The 21303-nt window shown below is 68.8% G+C and carries 21 protein-coding genes and 3 tRNA genes; 19 read left to right on the forward strand and 5 right to left on the reverse strand.

Features of this window, described 5'->3' with window-relative positions; translation table 11 throughout:
* The 15 genes from DN771_RS05805 to DN771_RS05875 all read left to right on the forward strand — a co-directional run bounded on the left by DN771_RS05805 (nt 1) and on the right by DN771_RS05875 (nt 14630).
* Nucleotides 1-243 carry a hypothetical protein gene (locus DN771_RS05805; RefSeq protein WP_116996403.1) on the forward strand — a complete coding sequence of 81 codons (243 nt, stop codon included), beginning with the start codon at nt 1-3 and terminating at the stop codon, nt 241-243.
* Nucleotides 240-4613 carry a tape measure protein gene (locus DN771_RS05810; protein ID WP_116996404.1) on the forward strand — a complete coding sequence of 1458 codons (4374 nt, stop codon included), beginning with the start codon at nt 240-242 and terminating at the stop codon, nt 4611-4613. Before DN771_RS05805 ends, DN771_RS05810 begins: the two co-directional genes overlap by 4 nt.
* Nucleotide 4614: 1 nt before the next feature.
* On the forward strand, nt 4615-5475 hold the full coding sequence (locus DN771_RS05815) for a hypothetical protein (protein WP_116996405.1): 861 nt from the start codon (nt 4615-4617) through the stop codon (nt 5473-5475).
* A gap of 6 nt (nt 5476-5481) precedes the next feature.
* The gene (locus tag DN771_RS05820) at nt 5482-6507 is read left to right on the forward strand and encodes a hypothetical protein (RefSeq protein WP_116996406.1); all 1026 of its coding nucleotides are present in this window, start codon (nt 5482-5484) and stop codon (nt 6505-6507) included.
* Complete coding sequence (locus tag DN771_RS05825) at nt 6507-6929, forward strand: hypothetical protein (protein WP_116996407.1); 423 nt, start codon at nt 6507-6509, stop codon at nt 6927-6929. The genes DN771_RS05820 and DN771_RS05825 overlap by 1 nt, the downstream gene beginning before the upstream one ends.
* Before the next feature lie 76 nt (nt 6930-7005).
* Nucleotides 7006-7209: a hypothetical protein gene (locus tag DN771_RS05830; protein ID WP_116996408.1), complete on the forward strand. Its 204-nt coding sequence runs from the start codon at nt 7006-7008 to the stop codon at nt 7207-7209.
* The gene (locus tag DN771_RS05835) at nt 7209-8771 is read left to right on the forward strand and encodes a LysM peptidoglycan-binding domain-containing protein (protein ID WP_116996409.1); all 1563 of its coding nucleotides are present in this window, start codon (nt 7209-7211) and stop codon (nt 8769-8771) included. Before DN771_RS05830 ends, DN771_RS05835 begins: the two co-directional genes overlap by 1 nt.
* Nucleotide 8772: 1 nt before the next feature.
* Entirely contained in the window at nt 8773-9354 is a 582-nt protein-coding gene (locus tag DN771_RS05840) for a hypothetical protein (protein WP_116996410.1), read from the forward strand.
* A 10-nt stretch (nt 9355-9364) separates the two neighbouring features.
* Nucleotides 9365-11263, forward strand: coding sequence for a phage tail protein (locus DN771_RS05845; protein ID WP_116996411.1), 1899 nt, complete (start codon nt 9365-9367; stop codon nt 11261-11263).
* Between the two features lie 43 nt (nt 11264-11306).
* Complete coding sequence (locus DN771_RS05850) at nt 11307-11732, forward strand: hypothetical protein (RefSeq protein WP_116996412.1); 426 nt, start codon at nt 11307-11309, stop codon at nt 11730-11732.
* A 429-nt stretch (nt 11733-12161) separates the two neighbouring features.
* Nucleotides 12162-12635 (forward strand): hypothetical protein, encoded by a 474-nt coding sequence (locus DN771_RS05855; RefSeq protein WP_116996413.1) that lies wholly within the window; start codon nt 12162-12164, stop codon nt 12633-12635.
* Nucleotides 12635-12820: a hypothetical protein gene (locus DN771_RS05860; RefSeq protein ID WP_116996414.1), complete on the forward strand. Its 186-nt coding sequence runs from the start codon at nt 12635-12637 to the stop codon at nt 12818-12820. The genes DN771_RS05855 and DN771_RS05860 overlap by 1 nt, the downstream gene beginning before the upstream one ends.
* Nucleotides 12817-13398 carry a host-nuclease inhibitor Gam family protein gene (locus DN771_RS05865; RefSeq protein WP_116996415.1) on the forward strand — a complete coding sequence of 194 codons (582 nt, stop codon included), beginning with the start codon at nt 12817-12819 and terminating at the stop codon, nt 13396-13398. Before DN771_RS05860 ends, DN771_RS05865 begins: the two co-directional genes overlap by 4 nt.
* Nucleotides 13399-13444: 46 nt before the next feature.
* Nucleotides 13445-14470, forward strand: coding sequence for a hypothetical protein (locus DN771_RS05870; protein ID WP_116996416.1), 1026 nt, complete (start codon nt 13445-13447; stop codon nt 14468-14470).
* Between the two features lie 86 nt (nt 14471-14556).
* Nucleotides 14557-14630, forward strand: a tRNA-Trp gene (locus DN771_RS05875).
* Nucleotides 14631-14853: 223 nt separating this feature from the next.
* Here the strand turns inward: DN771_RS05875 and DN771_RS05880 are convergent.
* From DN771_RS05880 to DN771_RS05890, 3 genes are all read right to left on the reverse strand, one after another.
* Nucleotides 14854-14928 (reverse strand) — tRNA-Lys (locus tag DN771_RS05880).
* An 84-nt stretch (nt 14929-15012) separates the two neighbouring features.
* Nucleotides 15013-15090 (reverse strand) — tRNA-His (locus tag DN771_RS05885).
* A gap of 97 nt (nt 15091-15187) precedes the next feature.
* Nucleotides 15188-16177, reverse strand: a complete 990-nt coding sequence (locus DN771_RS05890; protein ID WP_162941592.1) for a diadenylate cyclase — start codon at nt 16175-16177, stop codon at nt 15188-15190.
* A 133-nt stretch (nt 16178-16310) separates the two neighbouring features.
* Here DN771_RS05890 and DN771_RS05895 point away from each other — a divergent pair, with 133 nt between their 5' ends.
* Nucleotides 16311-17273, forward strand: a complete 963-nt coding sequence (locus tag DN771_RS05895; protein WP_116996418.1) for a pirin family protein — start codon at nt 16311-16313, stop codon at nt 17271-17273.
* A gap of 54 nt (nt 17274-17327) precedes the next feature.
* Here DN771_RS05895 and DN771_RS05900 read toward each other — a convergent pair whose 3' ends face one another.
* The gene (locus tag DN771_RS05900; RefSeq protein ID WP_162941593.1) at nt 17328-18017 is read right to left on the reverse strand and encodes a DUF2889 domain-containing protein; all 690 of its coding nucleotides are present in this window, start codon (nt 18015-18017) and stop codon (nt 17328-17330) included.
* Between the two features lie 108 nt (nt 18018-18125).
* Here DN771_RS05900 and DN771_RS05905 point away from each other — a divergent pair, with 108 nt between their 5' ends.
* The 3 genes from DN771_RS05905 (at nt 18126) to DN771_RS05915 (ending at nt 20018) form a co-directional block, all read left to right on the forward strand.
* Nucleotides 18126-18746: a GNAT family N-acetyltransferase gene (locus DN771_RS05905; protein WP_116996420.1), complete on the forward strand. Its 621-nt coding sequence runs from the start codon at nt 18126-18128 to the stop codon at nt 18744-18746.
* Nucleotides 18747-18840: 94 nt separating this feature from the next.
* Nucleotides 18841-19443: an NAD(P)H-dependent oxidoreductase gene (locus tag DN771_RS05910; protein WP_116996421.1), complete on the forward strand. Its 603-nt coding sequence runs from the start codon at nt 18841-18843 to the stop codon at nt 19441-19443.
* Nucleotides 19440-20018: an NAD(P)H-dependent oxidoreductase gene (locus tag DN771_RS05915; protein ID WP_116996422.1), complete on the forward strand. Its 579-nt coding sequence runs from the start codon at nt 19440-19442 to the stop codon at nt 20016-20018. The genes DN771_RS05910 and DN771_RS05915 overlap by 4 nt, the downstream gene beginning before the upstream one ends.
* A gap of 23 nt (nt 20019-20041) precedes the next feature.
* Here DN771_RS05915 and DN771_RS05920 read toward each other — a convergent pair whose 3' ends face one another.
* Nucleotides 20042-21220 carry a class I SAM-dependent RNA methyltransferase gene (locus DN771_RS05920; protein ID WP_162941594.1) on the reverse strand — a complete coding sequence of 393 codons (1179 nt, stop codon included), beginning with the start codon at nt 21218-21220 and terminating at the stop codon, nt 20042-20044.
* Nucleotides 21221-21303: the final 83 nt, after the last annotated feature.

Raw genomic sequence — 21303 nt, forward strand, 5'->3', positions numbered from 1 at the left:
ATGCCGCTTCGGCGGCTCATCAACCTCATCTACCACCTGCTGGTGCGACACATGGACAAGAAGGACCGCGTGAAGCTCGACATGGAACTGGACGTTCCCGACGAGCCGCGCACCGTCGAGTTCACCAACCCCGACACCGGGGAAGTCGACGCCAAGCTGGAGCCCCCGTCGTGGTGGCGAGGCGAGGCGGAAGCTCACCGGCAGGCCCTCGACGTACAACGCTGGCTGGGAGAGAACCGGTGAGCCTCGCCAAAGCGTTCGTCGAGATCCACCCGGACCTCGGGCGATTCGACAGCGAGGTCCGCGACGAGATCCGCGAGGCAATGGCTTCCGCGGCCCGCGCCGCGGCGTCTGCGTTCGAGCGGACGTTCGACGGAGCATTTGCCAGTGCTGGAGCAGCAGCCGACCGCGCCGGCGAATCCGTCACGTCCGCATTCCGAGAGGCGGCCTCCCAGTCCGACCTTCATCTCGACAGCATCGGCGGCGCTGACGTTTTCTCCGAACTCGGCGGCCAAGCAGACCGCGCAGGTGAAGCGGTCGAGCGAGCGTTCGACGAGGCCGCGCGGCAGTCGAACAACTCGTTGGACCGGATCGACGCGAAGGGCGTCGGCGTGTTCGGCCGGATCACCGCGGGCATCGCCGCGCTCGGGCTGGCCGCGGGCGGCGTCGGACTGACGAGATGGGGTCTCGAGACCGCCGGCGCTCTCGAGCAAACCCAGGTCGGCTTCGAGGGTCTGCTCGGTTCGGGTGAGGCCGCCGAAGCGATGATGGAGCGGATCACCGAATACGCGGCTCGCACGCCGCTGGAACTGCCCGGCCTGTCGAACATGACCCGTCAGCTGTTGGCGACCGGCACGGCGTTCGGCGTCACCGAGGGGAACGTCCTCGACTACGTCACGGTGATCGGAGACATGACATCGGTGCTTGGCGGCAGCCAGGCGGAGATGGACGCGGTCACGTTGACGTTGGGCCGGCTCGGGTCGGCGACCAACGCGCAGATCGGCGACTTCGAGATGTTGCAGACGGCGCTGCCCGGCTTCAACGTGTGGGCCGAGCTCGGTGCCGGCATGAACATGACCGCCGGTGAAGCCCGCGAGCTCGCCAGCAAGGGTCTGCTGCCTGGCGCCCAGGCCGCCGAGATCCTCCTTGAACGGATGGAGCAGTTCCCGGGGGCTGCGGGAGCGATGGAAGCCCAGTCCAAGACGCTGATCGGCGTCCTGTCGACGTTCAAGGACACCGCCGCGATCGCGCTGGCTGAGGGGCTGACGCCGCTCGTCGAGGGGTTGAAGGAGACCCTCGCCGGCGACGAACTGCTCTCGTCGCTTGAGGGGGCATTCAACTCGTTCGGCGAGCTCGCCGCCGGCCTCTTCGACGCCATCGGTCCCGCGCTGCCCGGTCTCCTCGACACCCTCGCCGTCGTATTCGACGATCTCGGACGCGTCATCATTGCGTTGACGCCGGCGATCGAACCACTGCTGGCGATCTTCGGCGAGCTCGCCACCCTGTTCTCCGGGACGCTGGCCGACCTGTTCGAAGAGATCGGCCCGTCGCTCGTCATCATCGTCGAAGCATTCAGCGAACTGGGCGACGCGTTGCGGCCTGTCGTTCGCATCATGGCCGGCAGCCTCGCCATCGCGTTCCGCGCCTTCGCCAAGGTCATCGAGTTCCTGGAACCGGCGCTGCCGCTGCTCGTCAACGCGTTCATCGCCTGGTCGATCGCCACCCGGATCGCAGCCGCGGCGCAGGCCGCGTTGAACCTCGTGATGGCGGCGAACCCGATCGGGTTGATCGTGATCGCTCTCGTCGGGCTTGGCGCCGCGCTGTACGCCGCGTATCGCCGCTTCGAACCGGTCCGCAACGCCGTCGACTCGCTGTGGCAGGGGATGCAGGACCTGTGGGACGTCATCACGAACCGGGTCGTCGCGGTCTGGCAGAACCGGCTGCTGCCGATCGTGCAGGAGCTCTCCCCCATCCTCGACGGCGTCCGATCGGCGATCTCGAGTGTCGTCGACGCCTTCCGGGCGCTGTTCTCCGGCGACTTCTCCGGCGCACTCGAGGCGCTGCGCGACGCGTTCTCATCGCTGTGGGAAGGCATCACGAACGTCGACTGGGGCCGCATCGGCGAGCTCACCATCGACGCCCTGATCTCCGCGCTACAGCTGGCATGGGACGGGCTGCAGTCGCTCGGCGATGTGCTCGGGGACGTCGCCGGCCGGTTCGTCGAGTGGTTCGAGAGCGTCGACTGGGCAGCGGTCGGGTCCACGATGCTCGACCTGCTGGCGACCGCGGTGAGCACCGGCTTCGACGCGCTCGGCTCGGTGGCGTCGTGGTTCGGTGACCTGGTCGGCAAGTTCACCCAATGGCTCGGCACCATCGACTGGGCGTCGATCGGCTCGTCGATCGTCGGCTTCCTCGGCAACGCCGCGTCGCTCGCCTGGTCGGCCCTCGGCTCCGTCGCCGGCTGGTTCGGCGACCTGATCGGCAAGTTCACAGCATGGCTCGACGGTGTCGACTGGTCGGCGGTCGGATCAGCGATCGTGGACGGTCTCGGTGCCGCAGCCGGAGCCGCGTGGTCGGCTCTCGTGTCGGTGGCGCCGTGGTTCGCTGACCTGGCCGCCAAGTTCACCGCTTGGATCAGCGGCGTCGACTGGGCGTCGATCGGAGGGGCGTTCCTCAACGCCCTCGGTCTCGCCGTCGCCACCGCGTTCCAGGGCCTCGGCAGCGTCGCGTCGTGGTTCGGTGACATCGTCACGAAGCTGTCCGACTGGATCAGCGCCGTCAACTGGGATGACGTCGGGTCGAACATCGGCGACTGGGTCGGCCAGCTGCCCGGCAAGCTCATCGGCTGGATCGCCGATGCCTTCTCCGGCGGAGGGGGCGGAGGCGGCGGCGGCGGGGGCGGCGGCCCCGATTGGAGCGGCATCGCCCTCAACGTCCTCGAGGGAATCGGCAACGCCCTGCTCGCACTCGGCGTCGAACTGCCGATCGCGGTCGTCACCGCTCTCGGCGAACTCGCGCTCGGGATCATGACCGGGATCGGCGAAGCACTCATCGAGGACGACAACCTCGAACCGGTCAAATCGTTCTTCACCGGGTTGCCCGGCCGACTGTGGGATTGGGTCGTCGAGTCGGTAACCGACCTGGCCAACATCGGCAAGCGGATCTTGCTGGAGATCGCCGCCGGATTCGCTGGGGCCGCGTCCGACTCGTGGCTCGGCCCCGTCGCCGACTTCTTCGGAGCCGACGACATCGAGAACACTGCGCGCGCGGAGATCGCCAAGATGGACTGGCCGGGCATCGCCACCGAGTTCATGTCTGGCTGGGAGAGCGCCATCTCGGCGATCCCGCTCAACGTCGACTTCACCGACCAGGTGCAAATCAGCGGGTTGCGTGACGACTTCAACAACGCGTTGGCCCCGTTGCTGCCGATCATCGGCGACGACGCCGCCAGCGAGATCTCCACCATGTTCAACACAGCGATGGAGGGTGGCATCACCAACGCCGAGATGACCGACGTCACCGCGGCACTGATCGACAAGATCGCCGACGCGATGAACATCGACCCGTCGCAGGTGCCGGGGATCGAGGACATCTTCATGTCGATCGGCGCCGCGTCCGCAGACTCGATCCCGCACGGCTTCTCGTCGCAGCTGACCAAGGCTGGCCGCACGCCGATGGTCGAGGCGATGACGACGTTCGCCGAAGCGACCGGAAATCACCTCGAGACCGAGTTCAACCGCAAGGTGTCGCCGGTCGCCCGGGCTCTGCCGAATGCGTTACGTAGCGACGTGTCCGAGACTCCCGACGCGCTCGTCGGGCCTGGCGCCGTTCTCATCGAGGGCTTCCAAGCCGGCATCACACAGGCGCTCGTCGCCGTCCGCGCCGGCATGTTGATCCTCGCCATCAGCATCATCGCCTGGGTCGGGCCGCTGACCAACACGCTCGTCGCGGCTGGCACCGGCCTCATGCGCGGTCTCGGCGTCGGCATCACGATCGGGTCGATCCCGATCATGGCGACGATGCGGGCTCTCGACACCACGTTGGCCGCAGCGGTCGGAGACATCGCCCCGACGTTCGTTGCGATTGGCGCACGAGCGATGGCCGGTCTGCTCTCGGGCGCTCAGGCCACCATCGGCGGGGTCCGGTCGTGGTTTGCCGGCCTGCCCGGCAGCCTCGCATCCGCGGCTGGGGGCAACCTGGGTGGACTCGTGTCGCTCGGTTCGTCGATCGTTGCCGCGATCGTCAACGGCATCAACGGCAGCAGCTACCGGATCCGCAACGCGATCATGTCTGCGATCCCGTCGGCCGGCACCATCACGGCACGGATCCCGGGGTTCGCGACCGGCGGCGTCTTCACCCGGCCGACGCTCGGCTGGATCGGCGAGTACTCGGGCGCCAGCACTGACCCGGAGATCGCCGCGCCGCAGTCCATGATCCGCTCCACCCTGTTCCGCGCACTGTCAGACGCATTGGACGGCGGCGTCGCGTTGCAGGGCGGCGGCAGCGGCGAAACGACGATCGTGCGGATCGACCACGCCGAGTTCCATCAGCCGACCGACCTCGACTCGCTCGCCGGCGTCGTCGTCGGCGCCTACCAAACGTTGGGGGTGTGAGATGACTCAGCAGTTCGCGCTGGTCGACCCGCGGCTCGGCACCCTCGAGTTGACGTGCGACAACGGCTACGTCATCGAGCAGTACGACCTCGGCTACCGCACGCCGCGCGTCGTCGCGGAGAACCGCACATTCGACGACGGCCAACTCGACACGACGTTCTACTCCGGTGCCCGCACCGTCAACATGACCGTAGGCCTCAAAGGGTCGGTGGCGGCGTGCTCGGTACTGCGCGACCGGCTCTCAGCGTTCACGTCGCAGCGGCGCCGGCCGACACTGCTGATCGAAGAGCACAACGACCCGCGGCTACGGCAGATGACCCTTCGCGGCCATCAGCACGGCATCCCGATCTCCAACCCCGCCTACAACCGGATGACGGTCTCGTGGTCGTGCCCCGACGGGCTCATCACCTCGCGCGAGCCCCGCACCGTGACGTTGCGGCCCGGTGTGCTCGACGTCGACGGCCGCGTGTACGACCTTGTCCATGACCGGGTGTACCCGTTCGCGTTCCCGTCGGGCTCGCAGTCGGTGGTCAACGAGGGCTACGAAGACGCCCACTGGGTGGCGCGCCTCTACGGCGCAATGACGTCGCCGCGGCTCATCTGCACCGGCGTCGGGGTCGTCGACCTGGGCGGTGGCGGCGGTCTCAGCCTCATCTCCCAGCAGATGGTGGAGCTCCGCTCCCAGGGCCAGTCGGTCACGTTCGACGGCAACCCTCTGACCTCCGCGGCCCAGTACGTCGACCTCGCTCAGACGACGTCGAACTGGTGGCGGATCCCTCCCGGCACCTCGGCAGTCCGGCTCGAAGCCGACACGTTCGCTACCGACGCGCTCGCGGTGCTCGAGTGGTCCGACACGTGGTGACCGAGGATGGCTGACCAGACGTTGCCGCCACACTGGGTGCTGCGGATCCTCGGCACCAGCGGCGAAGTGACACCCCTGCCGCAGTGGTCCAATCTGATCGTCACCGAGAACATCACCGGCACGTCGAAGGTGACGTTCTCGATGCCCGGCGACTCGATCGAGGCGACCAAGATCGTCGAGCTTCAAACCGACGTCGTCGCCTACCGCAACCGAGTCCGCAAGGCGCGACGCCGAATCGTGACCGCCGACGACGACCTGGACGACACATACAAGCTGGCCGTCACCGCCGTCGACTACCGGCAGCTGCTCCGCTCGCGGCAGCTGCACAACAACATCACCTTCACGGGCATGTCTCAGGGCGTCATCGTGTCCACCCTGATCGCCTGGACCCAAAGCTACGACTCGGGCGATCTCGGCATCCTGATGGCGTCGAACGGCGACGGCGGCATCACGCGCGACCGAACCTACGAGACCGGCGACCTGATTGGCGAACGCATCGACCAGCTGTCCGAAGTCATCAACGGCTTCGACTGGCACATCGACAACAACCTCGGCCTGTGGATTTGGAATCCGCGTCGCGAGCAGCTGACGACGAAGGTGCTCGCCTACCGAGCCAACGTCGCCAGGCTTCGCCGTCGATCGACGGCCAGCGAGTTCCGCAACGTCGTCACGTTCTACGGCGACCCCGACCACACCGTGCCCGTCACGGTCGACGCGCTGCCCGATCCGCGCGGCCGTTGGGAATGGGAGGGCTCCTCGAACTCGGTGAAGCTGCAGGAAACCGTCCAAGAGCACGCAGAAGGCGAACTGGAGAGGCGGTCGAACCCACGGTCGTGGTTCGAAGCGACGATCGCTCCGGGCAAATGGGACGAACTGCTGCTCGAGCTCGGCGACATCGTCACGTTGCAAGTGATGCGCGGCCGGCTCAACTTCGGCGGCCCGTGCCGCGTTGAGCAGATCCAGTACAAGGTCGACGTCGACGGCGGCGAGGTCGTCACGCTCGGCCTACGAGCCGAGCCAGGAGCGGGCTGATGCGCCTCGACCGTGCCGACGAGTGGGCAGAGATTCTCAAAGGCTTCGACAGCCGCCTCCACGAGCTCGAACGGCAACGCGGCGGTGTCCCCCAAGCCTCCGAAGCGATCACTTTCGCTGCCGGTTGGCGTAACTATGGCGGGAGTTACGTGTCGGCCCGTGTCACACGCGTCGGCTCGCTCTGCGTGATGAACGGGCTCGCCTACCGCGAAGGCGCCGCGGTGTCGGGCACGTTCATCACCGTCGGCACCGTACCGGCCGAATTCCGACCGGTCGGCACGGTTGGGGTGACGAACTCGACGAGCGCCGACCCCACCCGTCTCGAGGTGACGGCGGCTGGCGTCATTCAGTTGGTCAACTTCGCTGGGACGCTGCCCAATAACGGATTCACCTTCGTCCACGGAGCCTGGGCCCTCCCCTGAACCGGGTTGGTCCCCGTAGCAGGCGTCTCTCCAGACGTATGCTTATTGCACATCATCATGTCTACGGAGGTCGTTGATGGATCAGGAGGACAGTGAGTTCGGCGATGTTGGCGACTCGTTCGCCGACGGCGACCCGACGCTCGACGACATCGACGTCGACGCCGTCAGCGCGCTGCAGGCCCGGTTCGACCAGATCAACGCGCTCGACGACCCCGCCGAACAGAAGGCCGCGATGAAGGCGCTCGTCGCCGAGATGCACCCGGAAGGCGGTGACAGCTGATGGGCGCGGTCTACCTGCTCGACCTCGACGACTGGCTTGCCGAAGAGTTCGACGACGACGAGTTCTCGTTCGAGCCCGGCTGGATGACCCGGCACCGCTCAACCGGCGGCTACGAGCGTGTGCTGGCGATCGGCACCCACCACACCGCCGGCGGCGGTTCTGCGGCCGGCCAGGTGTCCCACGCCGTCAATGCCAACGACGCGCCGATCGGCGCGATCCACCTCTACGCCAATGGCCACATCAGGGTGATCGCTGCCGGAGCGACGAACACCCAAGGCAAGGGCGGCCCGCTGCACTGCTCGCGCGGCACGATCCCGCTCAACCAGGGCAACCTCTACATGGTCTCGATCGAGGCCCACAACGACGGCATCGGTGGGGTCTGGCCAGAGGTGCAGCTGCGCAACTACCTGCGCCTCGTGCGGCTGCTGTGCCGCAAGCTCGGGCTCGATCCCGCCCGCGACGTCTACGGACACGCCGGCTACTGCGAGCCCAGCTGTCCCGGCCGCAAGATCGACCCCGCAGGGCCGACACCGTCGATGCCGTCGCTCGGCGGCACCAGCGCGCCGCCCGCGTGGACGTGGGACGACGACGAGTTCCGTCGTCTCGTCATTGGGCTCGGCGATCCCGACCCCGGCCCCGCCCCGGGACCGGCACCAGGCCGCGTCCCGAACCCTCCCCGCACTGCGCAGCTGAGCAAGCCGCGCTCCGGCACGGTGACGGCGTCATGGTCGGCGCCCGACGACCCGGGCACGAGCGACGTGTTCGAGTACTTCCTGCAGGTCGAGACGAAGGCGAAGTCGGGCCAGTGGGTCGACGCCGGCACCACGCAGGGCGACGTTCTGTCGGCCGACGTTGCCGTTGCCAACAACACCGAGGCGCGCGTCCGCGTGCTGGCCCGCAACTCGACCGGCGCGTCCGGTTGGACGACGTCGAGCTACCTCGCGACCCACCGGCAGACAAGCCCGCCTCCCACGGCGCCCCCGCCGGCGCCGGCGCCGGGAGCCGGTGTCGCCGTGTACACGGTGGTGTCAGGTGACTCGTGGTGGGGTATCTCCCGGAAGCTCGGCGTCGACATGGGCGAACTCGTCGTCGTCAATCGGACGAACACGCGGGCCACGATCTTCGCCGGTCAGACGCTCGCCGTACCCGGTCGCTCGTTCAAGGTGCTCGCCGGCGAAGGCTGGTGGGCCGTCGCCCGCGGCGTCGGTGTGCCGCTCGACGAGGTGCTCGACGCCAACGACGCCACCGTCGACACGCCGCTGCAGCCCAACCAGATCGTCGCCACCGCCCGCGCGTGCCCGTTGCCGGCGTCGACGCTGTCGGAAGGGTCGCGCGGTGACGCCGTGGAGCAGCTGCAGACCTGGCTCAAGAGCTACGAGCCCGGCTGGTACGACGCCACCGTCGACGGTGTCTACGGACCGGCGACACGGCAGGCGGTCCGCTGGCTCCAGGAACGAATGAAGACGTGGACGAGCGATCTGTACCAAGCGACCGTCGACGGCCAGTACGGCCGTCGCACCATCGAGGACGGCTGCACGTTCATCGCCCGGCTCGGAGTCTGACGTGGCGTTCGACCTCGCGCTGTGGCTGCAGAACGAGGACTACCCGGCCCGGCTGGATCGCTGGCTCGTCGCCGCGTTCGGCGAGGAAGGCGTCGTCTGGACCAAACTCTGGCAGACGCCGTGCCGAGTGACGCAGCGCGAAGAAGGCGCGAACTACTCGGTCGACCTCGCCGCGGGCGGTGTCGTCATCGCCGGCGACGACGAACCCAACCAGGGCTCCTACTTCGCGGCCAACCACGCCAAGATCAACCTGCCCGTCACGCTGCCACCGGCCACGAACAGCCGCATCGACTCGGTCGTGGTTCAGGTGTTCGACATCCAAGCCGGAGGAACCGACCCCGGCGTCGACCCGATCGTGCGGCCCCGCGTCATCCCAGGCGTCGCATCCGCGACCCCGGCACCGCCCGCGCTGCCGCCCACGGCGATCCTGCTCGCCGAGATCACCGTCCCGTCCGGGCTACCGGCGGTCGGCAACGCACAGATCCGGGACCGCCGCGTCCTCGCCCGAGAGACGATCTACCGCGGCACGACGCCGCCGCCAGACCCCGTCGAAGGGCTGACCTGGTTCCAGCCAACCACGTAGGAGGCCCGTCGTGATCCTCGACAGATCCGGCGACGGCGCCTGGGTGCCCGTCGACCCGTACACCTGGGATCCGGTCGCCGAGGACTGGGTGATGCTCAACGCCGTGCACCGCGTCGTCAACGGCGCGCTGGAACGGCAGTGGCCCGAACCGACCCCGCAAGTCACCGGATTCACGGTGACCCCTGTCTACTCGGCCGGCCCCGACCGGTACGTCACCACGCTGACGTGGGACACGTTGCCATACTCGCCGATCTATCGAGTCGAGTACCGCTACGGGCCCGAAGGTGGCGCGCTCGGCGACTGGATGTTGTTCTTCGCGTCCACTGATCCGCCGCCGTCCGCCGGCTGGTTGCTGACGGGCCGGATGAGCTACCAGTTCCGTATCCGGGCCACGACGTTCGCCGGGACCGGCCCGTGGTCCAACATCGTGTCGTTCACAACCGGACCGACCAAGGAGCACGTCGGCTCCCCGGCCATCTCCGCGGCCGGCCTCACCTACAACGCCACCGCGGACCGCTACGAGATCGACATTCACTGGTCCGCGCCGCAGTTCGCCGAGACCTACGACCTCGAGTACCGCTACAACGCTGGCAGCGGCGTGAGCGCGTGGACGCCGATCGAGGCCGACACGACAGCGAACATGCGCGCCATGACCGGCATGTGGGGCCAGACGCTCCACGAGTGGCGGGTCCGGGCGAAGAACCCATCAGGGGTCTCGCCGTGGTCAGCGACGTTCGCTCTCGTCACCGGGATGCAGAAGCCGTACATCGCCGTGACGGGCGGGTCGTGGGTGAACTTCGTCTACCGGTACAACGTCACGGTGTCGCGGCCGAACGTCGGACCGAGCCGAGCACAGCCTGGCTACTACCAGGTGACGTCGAGTGCCGTGTCGTTCCTACGGCACTCGAACGGGACACAGCCAGCCGGTGTCGTATCGACCGTCAACCCGAGATCGGGCCAGACGAACGCCTACTCCATGACGATCGGCGCGTCGGGCGCCACCCCCGGCATCGTGTACCGATTCACCTGCTCGTTCGCAGCCACGGGACGGGCCTCGGTCTCGGACATCACCACGGCGACACAACCCGCGGTCGCTCCACCCACCGTGCCGACCGGAGTGAACGGCCGGTTCACGTCCGGCCGGTTTGTCGCGTCGTGGAACGCGGTCACCAACGCCGAGCTCTACCGCGTCCGGGTCTATCGAGCCAGCGACGGCGTGCTGATCGGCGAGACGACAACGAGCTCGACGTCGCTCGCCGTTGGCACGGCGGGCCAGTACGCCGCCAACGCCGCGTACTTCTGCTGGGTGCGTGCCGAGAACGACTCCGGCGTCTCAGGCTGGGAGGACTCGCCCTCACGGATCAAGCGGGCCAACCCGCTGATGATCCACGCGACCACGTCGAACACGTGGCGCAATGGCGTGTGGCGCAACGACGCTGACGACATCTTCCAGGGATACAGCCCGGCCGGCATGAACTACGGCGTCTACGGCTACGGCAACCAGTTCGCCGCGCTGCTCTCCCCGTCGGTGATCGGCTACTCGGTCGACGTCACCCTGTTCCAGACGTTCTTCTACCGACGCGTCGCCGGCGCCGCCGGCGAATCGTTGACCGGCATCTACCTGCATAAGCAGCTGCACGCCGGCGACGGCACCTTCGACACCGCGATCGCCGGCGGCCACCGCCAGAACGCCGCCCGCAACACGATCGAGACGTTCACGCTGCCGAACTCGTGGGCCGACCTGTTGATCGCCGGCAGCTACCGCGGCCTGTGCCTGTGGGCGCCCGAAACGAACCTGGTGTCCGGCTACGGAAACGTCGCCCCCCACTACCAGATCAACAGCCGGCACACCGTCGGGCTGTCACCGAACGTCAACGTCGGCACGTGCGCGATCTACCACAACGGCTGATGCGTCTCACGTATCATGATGTGCGACCCGAAGGAGGTCCGACATGACGTTCACCGTTTGGCTCCGCGACACCGCTGAGCGTGCCATCTCCACGATCGTCCAAGCGGCGATCGTGTTCGTCATCGCCGCCGGCGCCGTCCTCGACGACGCCGAATGGTGGAAGGGCCTCGTCGCCGCATTGATACCCGGCGCCTTCAACGTCATCAAGCAGGCGTTCGAATCGTGGATCCCGACACCGACCAGCTGGGCAGCCGACATGGCCGTCCGGGCATTCTGGACCTTCGTCATCACGCTCGCCGGCGCCGCCACCGCCGCCGGCTTCGAACTGTTCTCCACGTCGGCCTGGCAGACCATCGCCCTCGTCGCCCTGACCGCCGCTCTCGCCATCGCCAAGGCCGGCCTCGCGGCACGTTGGGCCACCGACGAGACCGCACGCCTCACCCCGGCGAGCTTCGCCAAGGCAGCGTGATGGCCAGGCCAGCGCGTTCCTGCTGCGGCGCTCCGCCCGCGCCGGCAACCACCCCTCCGGCGCGGGCGGCGACAGTCGAGTACGTCGTCATGGGCACGGCCAACCGGATGTTCGACGCCGTCTTCCCCACCCTCGACGAGGCCAAGGCCCACCAGGCAATCCACGGCGGCAAGGTGCGGTCGCGATCGGTGGCGTAGCCCTCGGTAGAGTGGTTCTCAGCCGAGCAGTCCTACTTCCCAATTTGGATTGTCAGGCCAGAGGCCCCCGCAGCCGGTCCGGGATTTCCGGGTGTTGAGCTCCGCTCCACCCCCGGGTTCCTTTCGACGGACCGCCACTGCGGGGGCCTTGCCTTCTGTCGTCGAATCAGCTACAGTTATAGAGGTCAACCACCACTCCGGGAAGGGAAGCCCGGACGCTGAAAGGAACCCGATGACGATCATCCAGATCGACCTCGACGTCGACGACCCCGCAGTCCTCGACCGAGTGCTCCTCCCAGGAGTCACGATGCCGGACCCCGACGACTGCATCCCTCCGATCACCGTCGCCGACGAGCTCGTCACGCTCGTGCGCGACGCCGCGTACGAAGCGGTCGAACCGTTCGACGGCATCGACGTCGCCGATGTCCGCACCCGACGCCGCGGCGGCGTGAAGCTCGAGGTCGCCTACGAGTCGGTGACCGGACGGGTCGTGCTCGCCGTCGTGCGCGACGGCCACCAGGTCGGCACGGTCGTCCAGACCGCCGAGTACCGATGGAAGGCCGAGGCCCGCCGCTACGACCAGCCTCGGCTCGGCCAGCAGGCGCACGCGCTCGGCCAGGTGTTCTCCACGTCGGCGCTCGCCGCGGCCGCCGTCGTCGAAGCACACGACCGGCTCGGCGAAGTCACCACGATTGGAGCGTTCTGATGGACCCCGACGCCGCCATCAGGCTGATGCACGACACCGACCACGACCCCGAGAACAGTCGCGCCGCAGCCGAAGGCCTGCTCGACTGGCTTCGCCGTGACGGCTTCCCGCCAGCCGGCATGACCGCCGACCAGGCGTCGATCGACGCAGGCCAGGTGCTCGCCGAACTCGGGATGCCGGCATGACGCTGTTCGACGACGTCCGCTCGATCATCGACGAGGTGATGGGCGGCGACCCGCTCAACGACGCCGACGAAGGTCCGATCGGCGTCGACCGGGCCGCCGAACTCGTCCACCAGTACCACCGGCTCGGCGAAGACATCGCCGAAGCCGCCGACATGTACCAGCGGGCGATCGACAAGCTCGTCGACGCCCGCAACGGCCACCTCGAACCGCTCGAGGCCGAGCGCGACCACATCGAGACGGTGCTGCGCCTGTGGCACGCCGCCCGCTACGCCGAGGACGGCAAGGCGACGATCAAGCTGCCGACCGGCACGCTGTCGTCGTCGAAGGCCCAGGACGCGTGGACCTACCACGACGAGTCGGCGTTCATCACCTGGGCCAAGGACAACGCTCCCGACGCCCTCCGCCAGCCCGAGCCGCCGCCGATCCAGGTCGCCAAGACCGAAGCCCGCAAGTCGCTCGAGGCGCTGATCGCGATCAACGACGACGGCACCGTCGTCGACCGGTCGACCGGTGAGATCGTCCCCGGCCTCCGTGTCACCCCTGGCGGGTACCGCGGACGTCACTACCACGTCAAGTAACCCGTCGGCGGGGAGGGAAGCCCCGCCGCCATCGAAAGGAACCCTCATGACATTCACCCCGACCGTCCGACCGCCCACCGGGGTCCCTGCGGCGCCGCTCATCATGGTGTCGGGCCCGCCGAAGGCCGGCAAGTCCGTCGTCGGCTACAAGCTTGGCCTGTCCGAACGCATCGACCACTGCTGGGTGATCGACCTCGGCGAAGGCTCGGCCGACGAGTACGGGGCGCTGGGCTGCTACGACGTGCTCGAGTGGGGCTCGTCGTGGTCGAACCTGACCGACTCGGTGAAGTGGTGCGTGAGCCAGCGGCCCGCCGACGGCAAGCTGAACGCCGTCATCATCGACTCCGGCACCGAGGTGTGGGAAGGGCTCAAGGATCGAGCGACTCACCGGGCCCGTGGCTCGAGGAAGAACCGGGCCGAGCTCGCCAAGGACCCCGACTTCGAGGTCGACGTGTCGATGAACTACTGGAACGACGCTGCGAACACGTGGGGCGGCATCGTCGGGCCGCTCAAGACGGCGCCGCACGTCGTCGGCGTGATCCTGGTGCGCGCCGACATCGTCGCCGAGGTCGTCAACGGCCAGCCGACGAAGAACAAGGTCGTGTCGCTGCAGGCCCACAAGAGCCTGCCGGCGACGGTGACCGCCCATGTCGAGGTGCGGCCCGATCACAGCGCCTGGTTCACCGAGGTCCGCTCGATGGAGGTGCAACTCCCCGCCAAGGGGTTGAAGCTCGACGCAGCGAACCCGCTCGGCCAGGTGCTCGACATGCTCGCCCCCGACGAGGGCAGCTTCGGTGAGTCGGTGGCCGTCAAGCCGTCCGACGACGAACGGCCCCGCGAAGTCGTTCAGACGGTGACCGCCGAGCAGGCCGCCCGGCTGCTCGAGCAGATGAACTCGATCACCGACGCAGAGACGATGAAGCAGGTGAAGTGGCGGTTCAAGGAGACGTTCGGCCTACCCGGCGACGTACCGGCGTCCAGAGCCGCCGAGGCGATCGACTGGGTGGCCGACGAGGTCGCCAAGGCCAACGGCATCACGGAGTCCCCTGACGGCGCTGAGGCGGCCGCCTGACCGAAACCTCGGCGAGGCCTGTCACCCCGTTCGGGCATTGTGTAATCGTCGTTGCCGGGCACCCCTCCCCGGCCCGGTGACGCCACGGGGTCGTGGCTCACGAGGCAACAGCACCGGTCTCCAAAACCGGCAGTCGCAGGTTCGAGTCCTGCCGGCCCCGCAGATCGCCGCTTCCCAGTGGCGATCACCGCAGCCCTCCGTCAGCGTCGTGGAGCAACGCCGGCGGAGGGCTGCAGCGCGTCCCTCCAGAAAGGTGACCGATACCGCCGTCACGCATATCTGCGGCGAACGGCACGCCGACTGCTGGTAGTGACACCGTAGTGACAGACCGTGACCGGCTCGGCCGAAACCCCTCAGAATCTGGTCTCTGAGCTGGGGTTTTGTGGTGCGCCCCCTGGGAGTCGAACCCAGAACCAACGGATTAAGAGTCCGCTGCTCTGCCATTGAGCTAGAGGCGCCTTCCCGGCCGGAGCCGGGCTGCGGGCCGGAAGTGTACGGGACGATGGTGCGTCCCGTACACATCCGGACCTGCGGCATTCGAATGGGGTGAGCGAGGGGACTTGAACCCCCGACCTCCAGGGCCACAACCTGGCGCTCTAACCGAGCTGAGCTACGCCCACCATGCGGGGAGATAGTCTGCCATGCCGGCGTCGATTCGCCACCATCGCTTCCGAGGACCGACCGCCGTCACACCGGCTGCGGCGCCGGGACGCCGCATCACTCCGGGGCCGAGGCGCCGAGGATCTTGCCGGCCCGCAGGACGGTGACCGGCCCGTCCTCGCTGACCACCACGACCGTGGCCGTCGGGTCGTCGAAGCTGTAGCGCCGCGCGGACGTGTGTCGCGTCCCCCGGAAGCCCTCCACCTCGGCCTCGGCGCTGGCGCTGGGCACGAGGCGTACGCCGATCTGCTCGAGCGTGCCGTCGTCGTCGAACAGCGCGGCGCCGTCGACCTGCCCGAGCACGTGGCGCAACGGAGCGAGATCGGCCGGATGCATGACGTGCAGCGGCGGCGGCGTGGGGAGACGACGGTCGAAGCTCGCCTCGAGGCTGGTGTCGGGGTGGTAGACGAGCGTGGCGCCGATACCCCGGGCCCCGAGGTCGTGGACGGCGAACTCGAGCAGGGTCTCGAGCACGTCGCGGTGCCCGTACACCTCGCAAACACCGACCATGTCGATCCATGCCGACACGAGCGGCTGGTGCTGCCACCGGCGGCCGTCCCAGCGGAACACTCCCCCGGCGTTGACCACCCGGACGATCCCCGATGGGTGTCGCTGGACGACCATTCCCTGCATCGCCTCGGCGAGGACGACGAGGTCGCGCTCCGAGCCCGCAGGGCGGTCGAAGATCGCCCACTCGTCATCGCCGTGCGTTCGGCGGATCAACCAGCTCGAGACGCCGTCCGCATAGGCCCGGGAGGAACCCACCGACCGATCGGTGACCGGTCTCCGCTCGATGTCGAGTGCCGTGGCCACGCTCCAGGAAGCCGGGTCGCCCGCGGGTTCGATGATCGCGCCGTAGCTCGGCACCCGCCGCTCGTGCACCTTCGGACGCAGGGCGTAGTCGATCTCGGCGACGGCCAAGGTATCGGTGCGGCTCAGTGGGTCGAGCCCGAGGCCGGCCTCCTCCAGTTCCTCCACGAGCCGGGCAAGTCGACGATCGAGCGGCGGCCCGGCCGCCGAGCCGGACGCAGGACCAGGCACGGACACGAGCCCAAGGGTAGAGCTGAGCCGAGTGAAGAGGGCGGGTCGGCCGATCGCTTGCGTTCGCAACTATTCCCTGCTACAATAAGTGCAGCAGCAAGGGTTTGACCCCGCCAGACCCAGAGCAAGGAGGACGCTCATGGCCGCAGTCACCGCAGACATCACCACCGTTCCCGCCGTGGCGCCCGTTCCCGGGTCCCGGCCCCGACCCGTGCGTTCGGTCACCACCGCACCGCGAGGCGTCGAAGGCGAAGGATTCCCCGTGCGCCGGGCCTTCGCCGGCGTCGACCTGAGCGCCCTCGACCCGTTCATCCACATGGACCAGATGGGCGAGATCGACTATGCCCCCGGCGAGCCCAAGGGGACGCCGTGGCACCCCCACCGCGGGTTCGAGACGGTCACGTACATGATCGAGGGCACGTTCCTCCATCAGGACTCGCACGGCGGTGGCGGCGTCATCGAGAACGGGGCCACCCAGTGGATGACCGCCGGCAAGGGGATCCTCCACATCGAGACCCCGCCCGAGGAGCTGGTGATGTCCGGCGGGCTGTTCCACGGCATCCAGCTGTGGGTCAACCTCCCGGCCAAGGACAAGATGATCGATCCTCGGTATCAGAACCTCGAAGGCGGCGCCATCACCCTGTTGGCCTCGGCCGACGGCGGGGCGCTCGTCCGGCTGATCGCCGGCGACGTCACCGACGCCGTCACGACGCACCACGGTCCGGGGTCCACCCACACACCGATCGTCATGGCCCACGTGACCGTGGAGCCCGGCGGTCGGCTCGAGCTCCCCTGGCGGCCCGATTTCAACGCCCTCGCCTACGTGCTGTCGGGCCGGGGCAGCGCCGGCGACGAGCAGGCGCCGGTCGCGCTCGGTCAGCTCGCCGTCTTCGACGCCGGTGACACCGTGATGCTCACCGCCGACGCCGGAGAACGCCTCGACGTGCTCCTGCTCGGCGGACAGCCGATCCGCGAGCCGGTGGCCGCCTACGGCCCCTTCGTGATGAACACCAGGGCCGAACTGCAGCAGGCGGTGGACGACTTCAACGCCGGCCGTCTCGGCACCATCCCGGCCGACGGCATCCAGCCCTTCCGGGGGTGACCCGCTGAGAACGCGACTCCAGCCCTCGAGGTGGCGCCCAGCCGCCTCGAGGGCTCAGTCGCGTCCCGGCCCCGTGTCCGACCGGCGCGGCCGCAACCGTTCCCGGCGCTCGGTGATGGTGATGGGCTCCCCGATCGCCTGTCCGGCCCGGATCCCGGCGACGATCGGCCCCTCCTCGTCCCACACGTGACACGAGTTGAGGTTCGGCCTGAGCATCATCTCTCTTTGCTCGGCCGAGACCGTCCACGCCCCGTCCGGCTCGGCGAGACCGTCGCGCATGCCGTCATGCATCGACATCGACCAGATCGACTGGATCGCCACCGGCGCCATCGCCAGCAGCAGCGCCGTCGTGTGGGTGCATCCGCGCGGCCCACCGAACAGCTCCCGCACCCGGTTGTTGAAGCCGCGGGCGATCGACAGGCCGACGAGCTTGCCGTAGTGGTCGACGATCGACAGGCACTCGGTGTGGGGATGCGATTCGAACAGCACGTTGGCGGCGACGATCTCCATCGACGGGAAGGCGACCTCCATCTCGACCTGCATGTGGTGGATGGTGAGCGGGTCGGGGTCCTCGGCGAGGTACAGCCCGGCCGGCTTCTGGTCACGGACCGCGCCACGGAGCAGGAGGTGGCGGCCACCCTCGACCTCCATCAGGTACGACCGCACGCGGTACTCCCGGTCGTGAAGCAGGACCAACCCCGGCGGATCAGGGGGCAGGATCGGGGAATCATCGACGACGGGCACCCGATAGTCGTACCGCTTGAACCCGCAGGCCGACGACTCGGGAGGACGGTGCTCCAGGACACCGAAGCCACACACGGGCGGCCCGGAGGCGGCAGTACCGTTCGAGGGGTGACGCTCGCTTCCACCACCGGTCCCCTGACCGGATCCATCATCGAGCTGATCCCGCTCGACACGTCGTTGGCCGCCGGACTCGCCGCGGCATCGGCCGTGGGCCGGGACACGTATGGCTTCACCGAGGTCCCCGACGGCGAGGACGCCATGCGGGACTACATCCGGCGCGTGCTCCAACAGCGCGACGCCGGCGTCTCGGTGCCGTTCGCCCAGCGCCTCGTGTCGTCGGGGCGGCTGATCGGCTGCACGCGTTATCTCGACATCCGCAACTGGCGGGGACGTCCCGAGCCGGACGAGGTGGAGATCGGCGGCACGTGGCTGGCGGCCGACGTGCAACGCAGCGGTGCCAACACCGAGTCCAAGCTGCTGATGCTGACCAACGCGTTCGAGACGTGGGGTGTGTTCCGGGTGGCCCTGGCCACCGACGAGCGCAACGAGCGCAGCAGGACGGCGATCGAGGGCATCGGCGCCCGTTTCGAGGGGATCCTGCGCAACTCCCGGCCGTCGACACACCCCGGTGAGGAGGGGCGACCGCGCCGGACGGCCCTGTTCTCGATCACCGACGAAGAGTGGCCGCAGGTGAAGGCCCGGCTCATCGCGCGATTGGCGCGCACATGATCGTCACACGTCGCGCATTCACCCGGAGCCGGCCGCTCGCTACCGTTCGCGTGATGTCTGTTCCAGCCGACAGCGCGAACGCCGGGCGCCGCCGATGAGCGCGCTCATCGTCACCGCGCACCCGTGCGCTGACAGCTACACCGCAGCGGTCGCCGCGGCCGCTGCGAACGGGCTGAAGGCCGCCGGACACACGGTGACCACGCTCGACCTGTACGGGATCGGGTTCGACGCGGCGATGAGCCGGGAGGACCTGGCGGCGTACCAGGCCGGCGATCCTCCCATCGACCCGCTCGTGCGTGAGCACGGCGAGCTCGTCCGGGCCGCCGACACGCTGGTGTTCGTGTACCCGACGTGGTGGAGCGGGCTGCCCGCCGTGCTGAAGGGCTGGCTGGAACGGGTGCTCGTACCAGGGGTGGCCTTCACGTTCGACGAGGGCGGCAAGGTCCGCCCGGCGATGCAGCACGTGCGTCGCATCGTCGGGGTGAGCACCTATGGCTCGCCGTGGACCTACGTGAAGCTCGTCAACGACAACGGTCGGCGGATCCTCACGCGGGCCCTGCGGCTCAGCTGCGGCGGCGGGACCGCCACCACGTGGCTCGGCCTGTACTCCATCGACACCACCGGTGACAACGAGCGCCGGGCATTCCTCGATCGCGTCGAGCACCGGATGTCCAAGATCAAGGCGAGCGGGGCGTGAAGACCCTGGTCGTCTACTGCCATCCGAATCCCGACTCGTTCCTCGCCGCGGTCAACGACCGTGCTGTGGCCGCGCTCCGAGACGGAGGCCACGAGGTGCGCCTACGCGATCTCTACGCCGAAGGCTTCGACCCGGCGATGAGCGCCGACGAGCGCAAGGCGCACCGGGAGCCGGGCGCACCGGCGGGACTCGAGGGGTATGCCGAGGACCTGCACTGGTGCGAACACCTCGTACTCGTGTACCCGACGTGGTGGAGCGGCCAGCCCGCCGTGCTGAAGGGGTGGATGGACCGGGTCTGGGTGCGCGGGGTGGCCTGGGAGATGCCGGCCGGTGCCAACCGGGTCCACGCCCGCTTGAAGAACGTGCGGCGCGTCACCGCCGTCACCACCCACGGTTCCACCAAGCGCATCAACGCCCTGGAGGGCGAGGCCGGCAAGCGCACGGTCACCCGATCGCTGCGCGCGCTGTGCCACCCGTTGGCCCGCACCAAGTGGCTGGCGATGTACGACCTCGACCGAGCCGGTGCCGACGCGCGCGAGAAGTTCCTCGACCGGGTTGCTCGCACGCTCCGCTAGCGCGGTCGTCGCTGCGGCGGCGATCAGAGCGTGAAGCGGCTGACCGTCTCGACGTGCGTGGTGTGCGGGAAGGTGTCGACGACGGTCGACTGCTCGTGGCGGTAGCCGGCCTTGGCGAGCAGCTTGGCGTCGCGTCCGAGTGACGCCGGGTCACAGCTCACCAACACCAGCACCGGCGCCCCGGTCCGGACGAGCGCCGCGGTACCCGGCGCACCGAGCCCGCTGCGCGCCGGATCGGCGACGACCACGTCGATCGCCACGTCGGTCGGCGCATGCCAGCCACCGACCTCGCCGCGAACGATCTCCCCGCGACGGCCGGCGAGGTTCTCGTAGGCGTCGTCGACGGCCGAGCGTGAGGTCTCGATGGCGATCACCGGGACGTCCTCGGACGTCAGACACGCAGCGAACATCCCGATCCCGGCGTAAGCATCGACGATGACCGAGGCATCGGCCAGTTCGGGGGCGGCCTTGGCCACCGTGCGGACGAGCAGAGCGGCGGCCTGCGGTCCCGACTGGAAGAACGAGCCGAGAGACACGCGCAGCCGCCGGCCGGCGACCTCCTCGTACATGACGGCCTTGCTGCCCCGCAGCACGTCGGGCGACAGGCCCCGTACGGCGCCCTTGGCCTTGTCCCACCGGGCGCCGGCGACGCCGTCGGCCACCGAGTAGCGCATGGTCAGCTCGACCTGCGGATCGAGAGTGACCCCGGCGACGAGCTCGCGCAGCGCGGGATGAGCGACGAGACAAGCAGGCGCCGGGATCACGTCGTGCGATTGCTCGGCGCGGAACCCGGCGACACCGTCGGGACCGGCCGACACGCGGATCGTGGTGCGGTACCCCTCGGACGGCACCGTCCCCCCGAGCTCGACAATCGGCTCGGCGATGCCGCCGATGCGCCGCAGGGCGTCGGTCACGATGGCGACCTTGGCTGCCCGCTGGGCGTCGTGGCTGATGTGCAACCAGCCGCAGCCGCCACAGCCGGCGAGGCGGGACGGGCATGGTGGGCTGACGCGATCCGGCGACGCCGTCGTCACGTCCACCACGTGGGCGCGGGCCCAGTCGCGCTTCTCGTGGGTGACCTCGGCGACCACGGTCTCACCGGGCAACGCCCCACGGATGAACACGACCCGGCCGTCGCTGTCACGGGCGATCGCTTCGCCGCCCGCGGCGAAGCGATCGGGCGAGAGGACCAGCGTCGGCATCCGCGCATGATAGGGCCGGCTGCGGTTCACTCGGCGCGCGTCCGGTCGACGGGCACGGTGCGGTCGGTGCTCCGAACGCTACG

It is taken from the genome of Desertimonas flava, assembly GCF_003426815.1.
GTDB classification, from domain to species: Bacteria; Actinomycetota; Acidimicrobiia; order Acidimicrobiales; family Ilumatobacteraceae; genus Desertimonas; species Desertimonas flava.

What these genes read in the sequence shown, in the direction of transcription:
- DN771_RS05805 (WP_116996403.1), top strand. Translation starts at nt 1, where the DNA reads ATGCCGCTTCGGCGGCTCATCAACCTCATCTACCACCTGCTGGTGCGA.
- DN771_RS05815 (WP_116996405.1), top strand. Translation starts at nt 4,615, where the DNA reads ATGACTCAGCAGTTCGCGCTGGTCGACCCGCGGCTCGGCACCCTCGAG.
- DN771_RS05820 (WP_116996406.1), top strand. Translation starts at nt 5,482, where the DNA reads ATGGCTGACCAGACGTTGCCGCCACACTGGGTGCTGCGGATCCTCGGC.
- DN771_RS05825 (WP_116996407.1), top strand. Translation starts at nt 6,507, where the DNA reads ATGCGCCTCGACCGTGCCGACGAGTGGGCAGAGATTCTCAAAGGCTTC.
- DN771_RS05830 (WP_116996408.1), top strand. Translation starts at nt 7,006, where the DNA reads ATGGATCAGGAGGACAGTGAGTTCGGCGATGTTGGCGACTCGTTCGCC.
- DN771_RS05835 (WP_116996409.1), top strand. Translation starts at nt 7,209, where the DNA reads ATGGGCGCGGTCTACCTGCTCGACCTCGACGACTGGCTTGCCGAAGAG.
- DN771_RS05850 (WP_116996412.1), top strand. Translation starts at nt 11,307, where the DNA reads ATGACGTTCACCGTTTGGCTCCGCGACACCGCTGAGCGTGCCATCTCC.
- DN771_RS05855 (WP_116996413.1), top strand. Translation starts at nt 12,162, where the DNA reads ATGACGATCATCCAGATCGACCTCGACGTCGACGACCCCGCAGTCCTC.
- DN771_RS05860 (WP_116996414.1), top strand. Translation starts at nt 12,635, where the DNA reads ATGGACCCCGACGCCGCCATCAGGCTGATGCACGACACCGACCACGAC.
- DN771_RS05865 (WP_116996415.1), top strand. Translation starts at nt 12,817, where the DNA reads ATGACGCTGTTCGACGACGTCCGCTCGATCATCGACGAGGTGATGGGC.
- DN771_RS05870 (WP_116996416.1), top strand. Translation starts at nt 13,445, where the DNA reads ATGACATTCACCCCGACCGTCCGACCGCCCACCGGGGTCCCTGCGGCG.
- DN771_RS05895 (WP_116996418.1), top strand. Translation starts at nt 16,311, where the DNA reads ATGGCCGCAGTCACCGCAGACATCACCACCGTTCCCGCCGTGGCGCCC.
- DN771_RS05910 (WP_116996421.1), top strand. Translation starts at nt 18,841, where the DNA reads ATGAGCGCGCTCATCGTCACCGCGCACCCGTGCGCTGACAGCTACACC.
- DN771_RS05920 (WP_162941594.1), bottom strand. Translation starts at nt 21,220, where the DNA reads ATGCCGACGCTGGTCCTCTCGCCCGATCGCTTCGCCGCGGGCGGCGAA.